This is a genomic window from Pedobacter sp. KBW01, from assembly GCF_003852395.1.
In the GTDB taxonomy this organism is placed as follows: Bacteria; Bacteroidota; Bacteroidia; order Sphingobacteriales; family Sphingobacteriaceae; genus Pedobacter.
In genome coordinates this window covers 181,904-196,325 of the sequence record NZ_QAJQ01000004.1, presented here as the reverse complement: position 1 = coordinate 196,325, position 14,422 = coordinate 181,904, and the positions used below count along the sequence as shown (strand labels likewise).

General features: G+C 39.6%; 14 protein-coding genes. 9 read left to right on the top strand and 5 right to left on the bottom strand.

Annotated elements, in window-relative coordinates:
- Positions 1 to 2: 2 nt before the first annotated feature.
- Both DBR40_RS04540 and DBR40_RS04535 read right to left on the bottom strand, forming a co-directional pair.
- Complete coding sequence (locus tag DBR40_RS04540; protein WP_124558623.1) at positions 3 to 212, bottom strand: helix-turn-helix domain-containing protein; 210 nt, start codon at positions 210 to 212, stop codon at positions 3 to 5.
- Between the two features lie 2 nt (positions 213 to 214).
- A complete protein-coding gene (locus DBR40_RS04535) occupies positions 215 to 751 on the bottom strand; it encodes a DUF2975 domain-containing protein (RefSeq protein WP_124558622.1) in 537 nt (178 codons plus the stop codon).
- Positions 752 to 972: 221 nt separating this feature from the next.
- Here DBR40_RS04535 and DBR40_RS04530 point away from each other — a divergent pair, with 221 nt between their 5' ends.
- On the top strand, positions 973 to 1,686 hold the full coding sequence (locus DBR40_RS04530) for a helix-turn-helix transcriptional regulator (protein ID WP_124558621.1): 714 nt from the start codon (positions 973 to 975) through the stop codon (positions 1,684 to 1,686).
- Positions 1,687 to 1,737: 51 nt separating this feature from the next.
- Complete coding sequence (locus DBR40_RS04525) at positions 1,738 to 2,196, top strand: GyrI-like domain-containing protein (protein ID WP_124558620.1); 459 nt, start codon at positions 1,738 to 1,740, stop codon at positions 2,194 to 2,196.
- A 198-nt stretch (positions 2,197 to 2,394) separates the two neighbouring features.
- On the opposite strand, the gene DBR40_RS04520 is transcribed toward DBR40_RS04525, so the two are convergent.
- Positions 2,395 to 2,694: a hypothetical protein gene (locus tag DBR40_RS04520; RefSeq protein WP_124558619.1), complete on the bottom strand. Its 300-nt coding sequence runs from the start codon at positions 2,692 to 2,694 to the stop codon at positions 2,395 to 2,397.
- A gap of 396 nt (positions 2,695 to 3,090) precedes the next feature.
- On the opposite strand from DBR40_RS04520, the gene DBR40_RS04515 reads away from it, so the two are divergent.
- Entirely contained in the window at positions 3,091 to 3,525 is a 435-nt protein-coding gene (locus tag DBR40_RS04515; RefSeq protein ID WP_124558618.1) for a VOC family protein, read from the top strand.
- A gap of 240 nt (positions 3,526 to 3,765) precedes the next feature.
- Here the strand turns inward: DBR40_RS04515 and DBR40_RS04510 are convergent, their stop codons facing one another.
- Positions 3,766 to 4,398 carry a TetR/AcrR family transcriptional regulator gene (locus tag DBR40_RS04510; protein ID WP_124558617.1) on the bottom strand — a complete coding sequence of 211 codons (633 nt, stop codon included), beginning with the start codon at positions 4,396 to 4,398 and terminating at the stop codon, positions 3,766 to 3,768.
- A gap of 183 nt (positions 4,399 to 4,581) precedes the next feature.
- Positions 4,582 to 5,475 (bottom strand): winged helix-turn-helix domain-containing protein, encoded by an 894-nt coding sequence (locus tag DBR40_RS04505; RefSeq protein ID WP_124558616.1) that lies wholly within the window; start codon positions 5,473 to 5,475, stop codon positions 4,582 to 4,584.
- 312 nt (positions 5,476 to 5,787) lie between these two features.
- Here DBR40_RS04505 and DBR40_RS04500 point away from each other — a divergent pair, with 312 nt between their 5' ends.
- From DBR40_RS04500 to DBR40_RS04475, 6 genes are all read left to right on the top strand, one after another.
- Positions 5,788 to 6,687: a pentapeptide repeat-containing protein gene (locus tag DBR40_RS04500; RefSeq protein WP_124558615.1), complete on the top strand. Its 900-nt coding sequence runs from the start codon at positions 5,788 to 5,790 to the stop codon at positions 6,685 to 6,687.
- A gap of 135 nt (positions 6,688 to 6,822) precedes the next feature.
- On the top strand, positions 6,823 to 7,377 hold the full coding sequence (locus DBR40_RS04495; RefSeq protein WP_124558614.1) for a dihydrofolate reductase family protein: 555 nt from the start codon (positions 6,823 to 6,825) through the stop codon (positions 7,375 to 7,377).
- Positions 7,378 to 7,866: 489 nt separating this feature from the next.
- Complete coding sequence (locus DBR40_RS04490) at positions 7,867 to 8,286, top strand: hypothetical protein (protein WP_124558613.1); 420 nt, start codon at positions 7,867 to 7,869, stop codon at positions 8,284 to 8,286.
- A 540-nt stretch (positions 8,287 to 8,826) separates the two neighbouring features.
- Entirely contained in the window at positions 8,827 to 11,187 is a 2,361-nt protein-coding gene (locus tag DBR40_RS04485; RefSeq protein ID WP_124558612.1) for a glycosyl hydrolase family 95 catalytic domain-containing protein, read from the top strand.
- A 109-nt stretch (positions 11,188 to 11,296) separates the two neighbouring features.
- On the top strand, positions 11,297 to 12,580 hold the full coding sequence (locus DBR40_RS04480; RefSeq protein WP_124558611.1) for an MFS transporter: 1,284 nt from the start codon (positions 11,297 to 11,299) through the stop codon (positions 12,578 to 12,580).
- A gap of 349 nt (positions 12,581 to 12,929) precedes the next feature.
- A complete protein-coding gene (locus DBR40_RS04475) occupies positions 12,930 to 14,390 on the top strand; it encodes a GDSL-type esterase/lipase family protein (RefSeq protein WP_124558610.1) in 1,461 nt (486 codons plus the stop codon).
- The last annotated feature ends 32 nt before the right edge of the window (positions 14,391 to 14,422 follow it).

The window sequence follows — 14,422 nt, the reverse complement described above, 5'->3', positions numbered from 1 at the left end:
CATTAGGTTTCATCTATATATTCAAGAATATCGGCAGGCTGACAATTGAGTGCCTTACAGATAGCTTCTAAAGTGCTAAAACGTATGGCTTTCGCTTTTCCGGTTTTTAAAATGGATAAGTTAGAGAGGGTCAGCTCAACTTTTTCTGATAGCTCGTTAAGCGAAATCTTTCGCTTGGCCATCATTACATCTAAGTTTACAATAATTGGCATAGTTATACAGTTAAGTCGTTTTCGTTTTGGAGTTCTACACCTCTATTAAAAATTTGTGATATAACATACACAACAGCCGCCATCAAAATAAAAGCCTGACCGTCTTCCCAAAACCGGTCTAATTTGTCGGTTTCGTATCCTTGTTGCTGTAAGTCTTTTGCAACCTGCGTGGCAATAAGGCTAATGATGCCGATGGAAAATGTGTAATAAGCTATGCTTTTGATTTTGTTGGCAACATGGCTGTTAAATGGATTGGATAAATCCAGTTTGTAAAGCAGCATGATCAAAATATAGAAAAGCATTGCCTTTAAAATTGATACGACCAATAAAAAACCATACATACCAAAAAAAGCCAGTTGGCTTTGCTGGTACATTTTACTTAGATCTAATTTTTGGTACAGATTGCCCACAAACTCGGGTTTGAACACACTAAAAATAAAATTAACCAACAGTCCGCCTGCTTCTATACACAAGCCGACAAAAATTACCCAGGCAATAACGTGCAGGGCTTTAAATACGAAGTTGTTTCTTTTTGACATTGTCCTAAATGTTTAATTTATTTGACAAAAATAATAAATATTTATTGATAAACAATAAAATTATTTTGATAAAAGAATAATTTTGAACGAAAATCATTTCTTTTATATTTTGCCGACTTTCAGCAAAACCTATCTTGAGCTACAGACCAATCTATTTTTAACAGATCAGGAAAATACACGTTATTTTTTAACGTAAGTTAGCTGGTGTAAAATTGACTTGTATGACTAACAACGATATCAAGCGCATTTCCAGGTTAACGGCAATTACAACACAATTGCAGTCCAAACGTCTTTTAACAGCAAAATCACTATCAGAAAAATTCGGGGTAAGTATCCGAACCATTTACCGCGATGTTAAAGCCCTGGAGCAGGCCGGGATACCAGTGCTTACCTTAGATGGGAAAGGGTATTCCCTGATGGAAGATTACAGGCTTCCCCCAGTCATGCTAACTGAAGGAGAAGCGAATGCTTTAATTACTGCTGAGCAACTGGTATTGAAAAACAAAGATGCCTCCTTTATCAGGGAGTATGAGCAGGCCATTATTAAAATAAAATCTGTACTCAGGAACCAGACAAAAAATAAGGCCAACCTGCTTTCCGAACGCATTCATTTTAGGATTAACCAGGAAAAAGAACAAACCAGCAATTATTTGTCTGATCTTCAGCTTGCATTGACCAACCTGCGATTAGCTCAAATCAATTATACTGATGAATACGAGAACAATACCTTTAGAACCATTGAGCCTTTTGCTTTGTACAGTACCCAGGAAAACTGGCTTATGATAGCGTTTTGTCGCCTAAGGAGTGAGTACCGTGCTTTTAGGCTTGACAGGATTAAAACTTTGAATATACTTTCCGAAACATTCGATACCCATAATATTACACTTGAGCAATATTTTGAAATCTGCCGGCAAAAATATTCTGCTAACCCCTGACATACCCTTGTCAACATGATGAGTGAAATTTGTGGTATAAAATTCTAATACATGGAAAAAATAGAAATTAAACCGTTCAAAGTTATCGGAATTGCGGTAAGAACAACAAATGAAAACAATCAGGCAATAAAGGATATTGGAGCGCTGTGGGATAGGTTTTTGAAGGATGGCATTCATCAGGCAATACCAAACAAAACAGATGATACTATCTATTCTATATACACAGATTATGAAAGCGACCATACCAGGCCTTATACCACAATTTTAGGATGTCAGGTAGGAACTTTAGATAATATTCCGCAAGGAATGACCGGAAAGTTAATTGATGGTGGTAAATATGTGAAATTATCGGCTGTTGGAAACCTTTCTAATGGTGTGGTAGGAGATAAATGGGCCGAAATCTGGAGTATGGACCTAAAAAGGGTTTTTACCAGCGACTTTGAGGTTTATGGAGAAAAGGCAAAAAATCCAAACCAGGCCGAGATTGATTTTTTTATTGCTGTGAAATAATCTGTTTACTAGCGAGATCAAAAACCAAATTCAAGGCTGTATCTATCTCATGACTATAACGGCAGGCCGCAATTTTTTAGAGCGAATGCCTGGTAAAAAAGGGGAACTTTTGTTTCCCTTTCGAACCTTAGGTAAACATCATCCAGACTGTCGGCTTAAATTGATTGGCAATTAAATAGATCATTAATAGTAATATCTTTAATTGTTTACCTTCTCGTATTTATAAACTTGCGTTCTTCCACTGGCATTAAAAATACTATCCTGTTGTTCATTCCTGCGGTGTTCAGTTAAAACAATATAGCTCGAGCTTAAAAATATCGCATCTGGATTTCTGGCAACATTTGGATCCTTGGAGTTGAATACAGCAGGTCCTTCACTTTGGACCCGCGCCCTGTAAAGGTCTCTTTTCCATTTATAAGGTGCAGTATCGTCATCACCCTTTTTTTTACAGCCCAATACCATAATTAATAGCATTGCAACCCAAAAGTTTTTTGCCATATTGTTTTTTTCTTTAAAAGAATAAAAAAAAATGATTTTGCAAAATTCCGCTTTGGTATTTAACAAAAATTAACGAAGAATGATGCGATAGGCCAGCTGCGGGATTGAGCCGGATAGAGCGGCAGTTTGCTGATGTATAAATGCCGATTATATTATCATTTGGAATGTTAGCTGATATTTCTATAAAATAGAACTTTCAATGATTAATTTAGGTGTGAAAATTTCGCACTACAAATGGGTTTAGATATAATATTAATTTGTGGCTTATGAATAAGATCTCCTATTCTCAGGTGCTTTATCTGAGGAGCTTATGTATCTACTTTAGAAAGAAAGAGCGTTGCAAGATATATAGCTAGGCAAATTGTTTTACAAACAAAATAAACTAAAAATAAAACCATGAGAGCAATTAATCCCTGGATCAACTTCAATGGCAATGCCGAAGAAGCATTCACATTTTACAAATCAGTTTTTGGCGGAGAGTTTACAAAAATCACGCGCTTTAAAGACTTATCAGGCCCCGGGTTTGAGGTAGCCGAAGAGGAGGCAAATAAAATAATGTACATCGGCTTGCCACTCGGTAAAAACAATGTATTAATAGCCAACGATATTCCCGGATTTTTAGGGCGGGTAAGCGAAAATGAAAACCGTTCTAAAATATATGTGAATACCGAAAGCCGCGAAGAAGCCGATAAAATATTTAACGGATTATCAGGCGGAGGAGAAGTGGAAGGACCTATTGACGATAGCCCCTGGGGTACTTATGCCGGAATGTTCAGGGATAAATATGGCATTGAGTGGATTATAGAGTTCGACCCGGGCTATGAGGGTTAAGGTCAGTATATGCTTTCGTTTGCGCAGGCGTGTTGTATGTGTAAAACTGTAACTCTCAATCAAAGAAATCGCTCTTTTTGAGGTGTGCTCCAAAAGTTTTTGTTCAATTTTTGGAGTACATCAACTTAATACTACCTATTCTTGTAAATCAAGTATGAGCTTTTTATTACATTGTCTTAAAAAGGGTTTGTGAGCAGTTTGCTGAAAGCTCAATGCAAAGCGAAGAGATCAAATATTCCCTTAAGCGTATGCCCAGTCAATGATCTGTTTAAATGTCTTTTTTACCGCATCCCTGTCTTCCTCCTTTTGAATGTCGATTCCGCAGATAGTACTGCCGTTCATTTGGCTGATCAGGGTCATGTAATAGTTCGCACTGATCAAAATAGCAACCACTGCCCTGAAATTTTTATCCTTATCTTTAAAGTAAGCGTCGGCCAGATTGCTAAAAAAAGATTCAGCTAGTGCCTCCCGATCTTCATTGAGTTCTCTTAAGGGTTTCAGGTTCTCGCAAAGTGCCCAGGTAATGATGCTGCGCATTTCTGCATTTTCCATCAGCGAATCAAGCTGTTTTTCCAGTACATCGTAGGTTGCTGCTTTACCCAGATCTTCGATATTTTCTGGTATAGCCTGTTCGATTTGCTCGGTGTTAGATGCCCAGAAATCCCTGGTGTTTAGGTATTCCTTAACCAATCCTTCCATGCCGCCAAAATAATCGTAGATTAATTTGCGGTCGATTTTAGCTTTTGCTGCAACTTTACTAACATTCAGGCCTTTAAATCCGTCCTTAACCAGGATTTTACCCACTGCTGAGACCATTGCTTTTTTTGTTCTCTCTTTGTTTCTTAAAGGGCCATCAGTAGTTTTCCTGGTCATCGGATTGGTTTATTTCTTGCAATTTGCAATTTTTAAATGATAATTAAATACCCCTGAGCAGTTGTTGATAAAATTGGTAAATTGTAAAGGAACATTAGAAAAGAATATCCGATACAGAATAGTTTGGCATATATTTTCAGGAAGATAATAGTATCTCCCATGGGGGTAATTTATTAATCTTTTTTAAGCACTGGTTTCCAGCCTGTATCCTTTGCTACGTATAACAACAATTTTAATATTCGGATCGAATTCCAGTTTTTTTCTGAGCTTTGATATGAACATATCCAAACTACGCCCTACAATAACACCTTCATCTTCCCATATTTCTTTTTGCAGGCGGCTTCGCGCTATAGTCTCGTTAGGAGACAATGCAAAAATAAGCAGCAAACGTGTTTCAGTTCCAGTCAGGTTTATCGTCTTTTCATTTATTGTCAGTTTATGGTTCTTTGCATCAAACAAAAATGATCCTAAAGCTAAGATGTCAGTATTTTGATCGTTACCAGGTAAAGTCCTTCGTGGTTTAACCGATTTCAAAAAAATAAAGCCAATAAATGCTAAAAATGGCAGGCTACCCAAAAGGTATCCATTCTTTCCGGTATTTATGCCAATCGGTTTAAATTTTACGTTAACCATGTAGCGTCCTTTAGGCTGCAGCCTTCCCTTACATGCTACAATATCATCATTTTTATTTTTGGAGATAGCATATCCATAAACTATGCTTGAGCTGCCACTATTCTGAATATTGACAATATAATCACTCGCGAATGGGGCTTTGGCCAACAAACGCCGTGTGGTATTCACCAGGGAGTCAGTTCTAAAAGTAAGCTCGTTTTCAAACCTGATCTGGTACTCATTTTTGGCGATCTTTTTTACCGGGAGTACCCTCGATGTGCTATCGCCCGACTGTAAGAGTAGTTCATGCCCGAGCTTGCGGAGCAAAACCTCTCTTCTGGCCATATCAAAGTCGTTACTGCCAGTCATACCAGAAGCTGCACCGATTATGGTAATAAACACGAGTAATACCAATCCGCAGAGGTACTTTCTTTTCCCCGAGAGGATATTTTGGTTAAGCTGCATATTGTCAGGTTTTTATTTACAAAGTTTACATTTTTATTTGAAAATTTGTTGATTTACTGAATTTGTAATTTGATAACTTTAATCCGACTGCCTGTGTAATTGTAAAGAGATCATTTTAATTTGCGCTATTCAGCTTATTTTATAGTCGAGAGATTTGATATAAAAGACGAACGCAAGTTATATAACCTGTAGTTGTAAAAAAAAACAACTACAGGTAGCGTATTAAACAACCAGAAGTTGCTGTACTTCTAGCGATTTGGCTATTGAGGCAGATTATCTTTGAGTCGTTAAAAGATTATTAAAAGCAGTATTATGGAAATGAAGATGATCGGTAATAAAATATCCGAAGCAAGAAAAAAACTCAATAAGTCGCAGGCAGAATTAGCACAGCAATTATTTATCAGCCCACAGGCTGTTGGTAAGTGGGAGCGTGGCGAGTCGATTCCCGACCTGATTACATTTAACAGGCTTGCAAAGGTGTTTGGTGTAGACCTGAATTATTTTTCTGAGGATTTTGCGTCTGCCGGAGAGACGAAACAGACCGAAAGCCCCGGTTCTCCCGGCTTGACTGATGCCCACGACCTGGTTAGTTTTAGTGGGAGCAACCTGCCTGATAGTGACTTTTCGGAGATTATTGCACATAAAAGAAAGTTTAAAGGAAGTGCCTTGCGAGGTTCTAATTTTTCGAAGGCAGACTTGACTGGTAGTTCCTTTATTGCCAGTGATTTGCGCGAGGCCAATTTTGATGGTGCAAATTTGAAGGATTGTGTATTTGCTGCCGTAGATCTGGCAGATGCAAGTTTCAATGGCACCAGTTTAACAGGTACCGAATTTAGCAGGTCGGGTTTGATGGGGACAAGATTTATCGGCGCTAATTTAACTGGTACCAAGCTAGGTAAGACCGATCTCAGAACAACACTATTTGAAAATTGCGTTTTTGAAGGGGTGGATTTCAAATATTCAGATCTGAGCGGTGTATGTTTTGATGATCAGGTTTTTACCGGAGTAAAATTTAACAATACTGCTTTACATGAAACCTCGTTCAAAGGAGCTACATTACGGAATGTATCTTTTCGTGCCCAGTATGCGTTGACGAATAAATATTACCGTGTGCTCAAAACCATCTGCTTTAATGGCGCAGCAATGGATAAATTAACTTATGCTGCTTTAAAAGGTGTAGGAGTGGATTTGTCAGGAGTGAGGATAATCTAAAACAAACAAGATGACAAAATTACATTCCGGATTATTGTTTAGGCCAGATCTTAGCGTTAATCGAATTTTGAAAGATTTGAGGACAGAAAAAAATGCCGAAACTTTCCTAATTTTAAGCAGAACAAAATTATCGGAATGAGAAAGCTGATTTATGGCATTAACATCACTTTAGATGGCTGTTGTGATCATACCAAATTTACAGGTGGCGACGAAATTCAAGACTATTTTAGGGAACTACTGGAAAGTGTTGATCTGGTAATTTACGGCCGGAAAACCTACGAACTTATGGTACCTTTTTGGCCTGGGATTGCACAAAATCAATCGATGGGCCGAGCTGCCAATGCATTTGCCAAAGTGTTTTCAGTTTTAGATCGGGTAATGGTTTCGCGTACTTTAAAAGAGGTAGACGACAGGCAAACCACAATTATTGGCGATAACCTGAAAGAAGAAATACTCAAACTAAAGCAGCAACCTGGCAAAGCAATTTCTACCGGAGGGGTTGAGTTACCTGCACGGTTAATTGAGCTGGGCTTGGTAGATGAGTTTCATCTGGTTGTGCACCCGCTAATGGTTGGGCAAGGGAGACGTTTGTTTGCTGAAATGCAATTGCCTGTGCATCTGGGGTTAAATCTTGCAGGCACGCAAACTTTGAGTAATGGTTGCGTGGTGTTGCGGTACGAAAGGATTTGAATGATGATATGAGTAAGGCAGCTGCTGCGGGCGTTGGCGCTTGTACCAGTTTGGACAAAGCTGTAACAATAATATGAATTAATTATATTTGAGGGTACAATGAACTGCTAACTGTAATGTTGTGGCCGAATGTTCGGGCAAAATATACACGCAGCAAATAAAATTTAAAATCGTTGTTATTCAAATCACTCAAACAAGCAGATTTTTGTAATTATGGAAGTTAACGCCATCTCATGGTCCATGGTCTTATGGACATTGTTTAATACGGTATTTTTAATTTATATATTGTTCTTAATTATCAGGTTTTTAAGAAGAAAAAGGTAAAATGCTAAGCATCTTCAGGAAAACTAAAACCTGAAGGCTTAATACATTTTTGATTCGTGGTTTAATGATTAATCAGAAACTGAAAAGTTTAATAAAGTATAAGCCCTAATAACAATCCGGATCACTAAGGACATTAGGAGTTGATTAAGATTTACATAGTAATTTATGTTTTCAAAAAAGGTATTTAAACCTGAAGAACTAATATTTGGAGGAATAGCTATCTCATCACTTATAGTAGAAACAAAATCTGTTGTTCCGGCACTTGTATCTTGTTATTTATTAGCTTTTTATTATTTTGTTTTTTGCTGGTATCTTTTTGCTGTTAAAAATGAAAAAAGGATATTTCGATCAATATCTTTTGGCATTTTGCATGCTTTAATCTGGTTCATTATTGGTTCGTGTTCAATTAAAATGTTTGGCGAACTGGATTGGTTTTTCTATTTGATAGAAGCTATTTTGCTTTTAACAATGGGACTATATCTGTTTTTAAGTAGAAAAAAGAATAGCAATGTTTTTACTTCAGCCAATTGTTGCAGAATTTCTATTATTATTTGCATTAATATTTTTATTCTCATTTTTAAATAAAAAAAGCTTATCCTAACATAAGCCAGGCTACTGCTAAAACCTTAGTCGAAGCACATATTCTGTATTGCGAACGGAAGAAGATGCTTCGCTGCTCCATTAATGACAGACCCATCAGAAGAATCGTCATTTCGACTGAAGCCAACCGGTTTTTCACCAGTAGTGGAACGGAGAAATCTATAAAGACAGATTTCTCGAATACGCTGCACTTCGCTCGAAATGACGACCTTGAATGGGCTGTTATTCATATTGATTTTTATGAAATAAATTGACCCTCAGCATTGACAATTCCCTTAGATGTCTTAGGTGGTAAAAAATAAACCCTGCTATTTAACCATGTAAGTCATATTAACATATTGAAGCTTAAATGTCGTATCTGGTTAAAAATTAACAGCACTCTGCTTATTTGGTGCATGTCTGTACATAATGCCAATATCATTTAAAAACTTGGCAAAATCGTTAAACAAACTGCGCAAATAAATGTGTTCCTTGAAGTCCCGAATCTACACCAGATTTAGGACAACACACACAAATTAACCAAATATGCTAATCAAGAAGAAACACAGCGTTTTAATGCTGGGTACCATAGCCCTTTTATACAATTGGGGCTTGCTGGTACATGCCCAGCAGACCAATGCAAATAAACTTTCCGGCCAGGTAAACCAAAAGATAATAGCCGCTAAACAAGCCAAAGCCGATGCAGAATTCTTTACCAAAAAGAAGCAGCTGCTTACCGCTACCTGGAATGCGCCTTTCAGTTATAACAGCATTAAAACCAATAATGCACCCATAGGACCATACATGGGCAATGGCGATGTCGGTGTGGTTTCCCACACAGCAGAGAACAGCCAGACCTTTCACCTCTCGAAGGTAGATTTTGTAACCGATGGCTGGAGCGACTGGGCAGGTAACGGGCCCGCAGCATTGCCAGTAGGTGGTGTACAAATTACTGTGAATTCGCCTGCTATTGCTACAGGTTTTAATTACCAGATGGACCAGCAAGGAAACGAATTGCGCATGGCTACAGCCACAGTCCAACCTGTAAACATGAAAAGCTGGATGGCCGTAAACGAAAATATTATAGTTACCGAGCTTACTACCACTTCAAAAATACCTGTGAGTATATCGGTAGAAACATTTGCCGATACTGCTACAGCAACCTATGCAACCCATGCCGCAATTAACAATCAGGTAGGGCAGGTTACACGTCAAACCAAAACAACCGATGTAAGGTGGATTTCGAAAGCAGGTGTATCTACCCGCATTGTTGGCGCAACTACTGTATTAAGTTTGGGTTCTAAATCAAAGGTTAATACCTTCTTTGTACTTACCAATACCAAACCCGTATTTGTAATTACCTACCTTTCTGGAGGCGGAAAAAACAATGATGCTAAGCTAGCTGGGGCTTACGCACGGTTAAAATCGATCAATAATACAGGCATTAATACCCTAAAAGCAGCCAAAACTGCCTGGTGGAAAGATATGTGGAGCAGATCTTATGTAGAAACGAACGACGATTTGCTCAACAGGCATTACCTCTCGTCTATTTATTTTCTGGCATCGGCTTACAATGAGCACTCGCCGGCCTGTGGCGGCATGTATGGGGTTTGGAACATGGACGATAAAATGATGTACCATGGCGATATCCACTTAAACTACAACAGCCAGGCAGGTTTTTACAGTGTGTTTTCGGCCAACAGACCCGAAATTGCCAAACCTTTTTACAATTTCATCGAATCTATTGTGCCCGATGGAAAAAGGCGTGCCCAAACCGATCTGGGCAGTGTTCATCAATCGCTGGCAGGTAAATCGGCACGGGGTGTGCTCTTTCTGGTAGGCGGATTAGGTATAGGCGTACCCTATAATTATTATTGGCAGCAAACCATGAATGCACCTTTCAATGTGCCGCTTTTCAGCTGGTATTACGAATATACCGGCGATCTCGATTTCCTGAAAAAACGGGCCTATCCCTTTATCCGCGAATGTGGCGACTTTTATGAAGACTACCTCACTAAAGAAGCTTACGGCGATTCTTACCGTTACTCCATCACCACCGGTGCACACGAAAGCAGCTGGGATTTAAATCCACCGTCCGATTTAGGCTTTGTAGCACAGACCTTTAGTTTACTCCTTAAATACAGTAAGCAATTGAATGTAGATGCCAATCGCAGGGCATTATGGACCGATATTCTTACGCACCTGCCCAAATATAAAGTAATACAACCCACTAAAACACCTAATAAAGGCTTGCCTGTTTTTGCCAAGAACGAAGCCGGCTGGGATTTACCCAATCACATGATCCAAATGCATCCGGTATATCCCTGCGAAGTACTCAATTTGCTTTCGAACCCCGATACCTTGCAGATTGCCAAAAATACGGTTGAGTATTATGAGGTTTCGCAAAATGGTTTCCTGGGCTCTATGAATGCCTTGGGCTTAAGCGGGTTTATTATGGCCGCCCGGGTGGGCTTTAATCCCGATATCATTGTCGAAAACCTGAAAGCACAGGTTGGCAGGGCTAAGGCCAATTTTTTAATTAACGATGGGCATCACGGTGCAGAGAAAACTACCTTGATCGAAACCATTAATTCCATGATGCTGCAAAACCTCGATAGTACTTTATATTTATTTCCGAACTGGATTAAGCAGGAGGCATCATTTACCCGTTTGCGTACAAAAGGGGCTTTCCTGGTTTCGGCCAGTTATGATGGTACGCAGGTTTCGAAGCTCGAAATAAGCAGCGAAAGAGGTACCCGGTGCTACATTGATAACCCCTGGAAAGGAGACGACATCCGCGTTACCGAAAATGGGAAGCCAATAGCTGTAAGCCATGTTGGCAACCGGTATAGCTTTGCAACAAAACCCGGAGGTATTTACATGCTTCAGCAGTTAAAATTAAATTAAAAGCATTGATGTTCAGGTGTCAACAGTTATTCCGAAAAATTGATTAAAATTGTGTTACGAGTGTTAGCACTTGTAAATAATAAAAACTAAACCAAATAAAACCAAACTTATGAGTAAAATTCAAACGACCAAATTATTTTGGTCAAGCTGCCTTGCGCTATTGGTCACCTCGCTATCGTTCGGTATCCGTGCCGGAATGATGAACCAACTGGGAATTGATTTTCAGTTAAGTGCAACACAACTGGGCACCATTACCGCAACCGCTTTCTGGGGATTCCCGCTGGCCATTGTAATCGGTGGATTTATTGTTGATATTATCGGGATGAAACGGTTGCTCGTATTGGCCTTTCTGTTTCACCTTTCGGGCATTATACTAACTGTTTATGCACAGGGCTACTGGACATTGTTTTTTTCTACCCTGCTTATTGGTATTGCCAATGGTTTGGTAGAAGCAGCATGTAACCCGCTGGTGGCAACACTATATCCTGAGAACAAAACCACGCGCTTAAATCACTTTCATTTATGGTTTCCGGGTGGTATTGTAATCGGTACCTTATTGGTTACTTTCTTTACGCAAATTGGCCTGGGCTGGAAAATACAGGTGGCCATGATGCTTATTCCAACCTTAATTTATGGTTACCTGTTTTCGAAACTCGATTTCCCTGTAACCGAGCGGGTATCATCAGGCTACTCGAGCAAGGATATGTATAAAGCAGTAGTATCGCCATTGTTTATTTTCATGTTTATCTGCATGTTTGGCACCGCCATTACCGAATTATTTACCGGTCAATGGATTGGATTGCTACTTAAAAACGTAACCAGCAATGCCATTTTATTGCTTACACTTACTACAGGTATTATGGTAATTGGCAGGGGCTTTGCCGAGCCGGTAGTTAAGAAACTTGCACCACAAGGCGTGCTGTTGCTTTCGGCAATATTTGCCGCCACAGGGCTTTATTTGCTAAGCACGCTAACCGGAAATGCCATTTTTTTCGCAGCCATTATTTTTGGTATTGGTGTTTGTTATTTCTGGCCTACCATGATTGGTTTTGTGGCCGAAAATATCCCGCAATCGGGTGCGTTAGGCTTAAACCTAATGGGTGGCGCAGGAATGTTCGCCGTATCAGTATATACCATTTTTATGGGCAGTTTTTACGACGGGCTGATTGTTAAACACCTGCCACAGGGAGCTGATTTAGGAACTTATTTTAAAGCTGCCGGCGACACTGAGCAAGGGCTGGCACTGAGCGAAGCCAAAAAACTGGCCGGACCTGAAGTTTTACAGGCTACGCTTACCATTCCAATTATACTTATTGTAGCCTTTGGCTTATTGGTAATTTATATGCGCGCCCGAAAAAGCAAACAAGTAGCCAATTTAAATACGACTGTATAAGGTTGTGTAATCCCTTGCGGAGTCGTCATTTCGAGCGAAGTGCAGCGTAGTCGAGAAATCTGTCTCTATAGATTTCTCCCCGTCTGTAAGGGCAGGCGTTCCACCATCGGTGAAAAACCTGCTGGCTTCAGTCGAAATGACGACTCTTCTATTGGATCTATCAATAATAGCCTGTCGAAGGACCTGCCTTAATACCTTACGAAGCATTTCAACGCTTTGACAGGCTCAGTGTGATAGATTTCCAGTGTATGCAACCTTTATCTATACACTAGCTAATTAAAAGCTCACTCCGGCAAGTCAAATCACATTAGAAAAAGGCAATAAAACCACAAATACCAATAACCCTGCTATGCGCATAAAGCACATTTTTTTTACCCTGATACTATGGGGAATCTTTTTCTCCCTTAACGCTCAACAAAAAATTAAAGTAGCCTGTATTGGGAACAGTATTACCTATGGTATGGGGCTCGCTAACCGCGAAAAAGGCAGTTACCCTGCACAACTGCAAAGCATGTTGGGCAATAATTATCAGGTCATGAATTTTGGTCATAGTGGCGCTACCTTGTTAAAAAACACCGCTAACAGTTACTGGAAAACAAAGGCCTACGCCGATGCCTTAAAAAGCGAACCCAATATTGTGCTCATCAAATTAGGAACCAACGACAGTAAGGGTCAGTATAGAAACAGATATGGGGAGTTTGATAGTACGTATAAAGCGATGATTAACAGTTTTAGGCAATTGCCTGGTAAACCACGCATTATTTTAGTTGCGCCGGTAGCTACATTTAATGCCGATACCAGTTCTATTTCAGATCGTGTGCTGGTAAATCGCATTATTCCAATGATACAGCAGGTAGCTTTTGACGAAAAACTAGTGCTCATTAATCTACACCCCCTGTTTGTAGATAAGGAAGAACTGTTTCCGGATAAAATTCATCCATCAGCAGCAGGCGCAACCATTATTGCATCACGTTTATACGAAACCATAACACAAAAGGGAACAGAAAATTTCGACATTTATACTAAAATAAAAGCAGAGCAGAACATCACCAGTTTTTATGGTTTTGAGTGTGCCAGTTTTAAGTTTAATGGCCGCGATTGTAAGGTGGTTAAACCAAAAATAGTGGCAAAAGGGCATCCCTGGGTGTGGCGTGCACGTTTCTGGGGGCACGAACCACAAACTGATGTCTCGCTGCTCGAACGTGGTTTTCATGTTGTTTACTGTGATGTTGCCGAGCTTTTTGGCAATGCCGAAGCCATTACATTGTGGAACAGGTTTTATGCACTGATGAGGCAGGGCGGAATGAATAAAAAAGTAGCTTTAGAAGGTATGAGCCGTGGCGGTGTTTATGTGTACAACTGGGCGTTGGCCAATCCGGATAAAGTGGCCTGTATTTATGCAGATGCACCTGTTCTCGATTTAAAAAGCTGGCCCGGAGGTAAGGGTAAAGGCCCGGGGAGTAAAACCGATTGGGAAATTTTTAAAAAGGATTACCAGCTAAACGATGAAGAAGCCAATCGCTTTAATCAAAACCCCATAGATAATGCCGCAAAAATTGCCCGGCTCGGCTTCCCGATGTTGCATGTAGTTGGCGATGTAGATAATGTGGTGCCAATTGCTGAAAATACAACACCATTCGAAAAAATAGTACGCGAAAACGGTGGAGATATTAAGGTAATCCACAAACCAAATGTGAACCACCACCCACATAGTTTACCAAATCCTACGCCCATTACAGATTTTATTTTGAGGGCAACAGGGCAGAAGGTTACCTTTGCACCTTCCAATGAAATGTTGAAGCAGAAATAAAATGATTTGTTGGTTTAAAGGATATATTTCCT

Excerpts from the sequence above, each read along its gene's own strand:
- DBR40_RS04510 (WP_124558617.1), bottom strand. The coding sequence starts at position 4,398 with ATGACCAGGAAAACTACTGATGGCCCTTTAAGAAACAAAGAGAGAACA.
- DBR40_RS04530 (WP_124558621.1), top strand. The coding sequence starts at position 973 with ATGACTAACAACGATATCAAGCGCATTTCCAGGTTAACGGCAATTACA.
- DBR40_RS04535 (WP_124558622.1), bottom strand. The coding sequence starts at position 751 with ATGTCAAAAAGAAACAACTTCGTATTTAAAGCCCTGCACGTTATTGCC.
- DBR40_RS04480 (WP_124558611.1), top strand. The coding sequence starts at position 11,297 with ATGAGTAAAATTCAAACGACCAAATTATTTTGGTCAAGCTGCCTTGCG.
- DBR40_RS04540 (WP_124558623.1), bottom strand. The coding sequence starts at position 212 with ATGCCAATTATTGTAAACTTAGATGTAATGATGGCCAAGCGAAAGATT.
- DBR40_RS04505 (WP_124558616.1), bottom strand. The coding sequence starts at position 5,475 with ATGCAGCTTAACCAAAATATCCTCTCGGGGAAAAGAAAGTACCTCTGC.
- DBR40_RS04490 (WP_124558613.1), top strand. The coding sequence starts at position 7,867 with ATGTTTTCAAAAAAGGTATTTAAACCTGAAGAACTAATATTTGGAGGA.
- DBR40_RS04475 (WP_124558610.1), top strand. The coding sequence starts at position 12,930 with ATGCGCATAAAGCACATTTTTTTTACCCTGATACTATGGGGAATCTTT.
- DBR40_RS04500 (WP_124558615.1), top strand. The coding sequence starts at position 5,788 with ATGGAAATGAAGATGATCGGTAATAAAATATCCGAAGCAAGAAAAAAA.
- DBR40_RS04525 (WP_124558620.1), top strand. The coding sequence starts at position 1,738 with ATGGAAAAAATAGAAATTAAACCGTTCAAAGTTATCGGAATTGCGGTA.
- DBR40_RS04485 (WP_124558612.1), top strand. The coding sequence starts at position 8,827 with ATGCTAATCAAGAAGAAACACAGCGTTTTAATGCTGGGTACCATAGCC.
- DBR40_RS04515 (WP_124558618.1), top strand. The coding sequence starts at position 3,091 with ATGAGAGCAATTAATCCCTGGATCAACTTCAATGGCAATGCCGAAGAA.
- DBR40_RS04495 (WP_124558614.1), top strand. The coding sequence starts at position 6,823 with ATGAGAAAGCTGATTTATGGCATTAACATCACTTTAGATGGCTGTTGT.
- DBR40_RS04520 (WP_124558619.1), bottom strand. The coding sequence starts at position 2,694 with ATGGCAAAAAACTTTTGGGTTGCAATGCTATTAATTATGGTATTGGGC.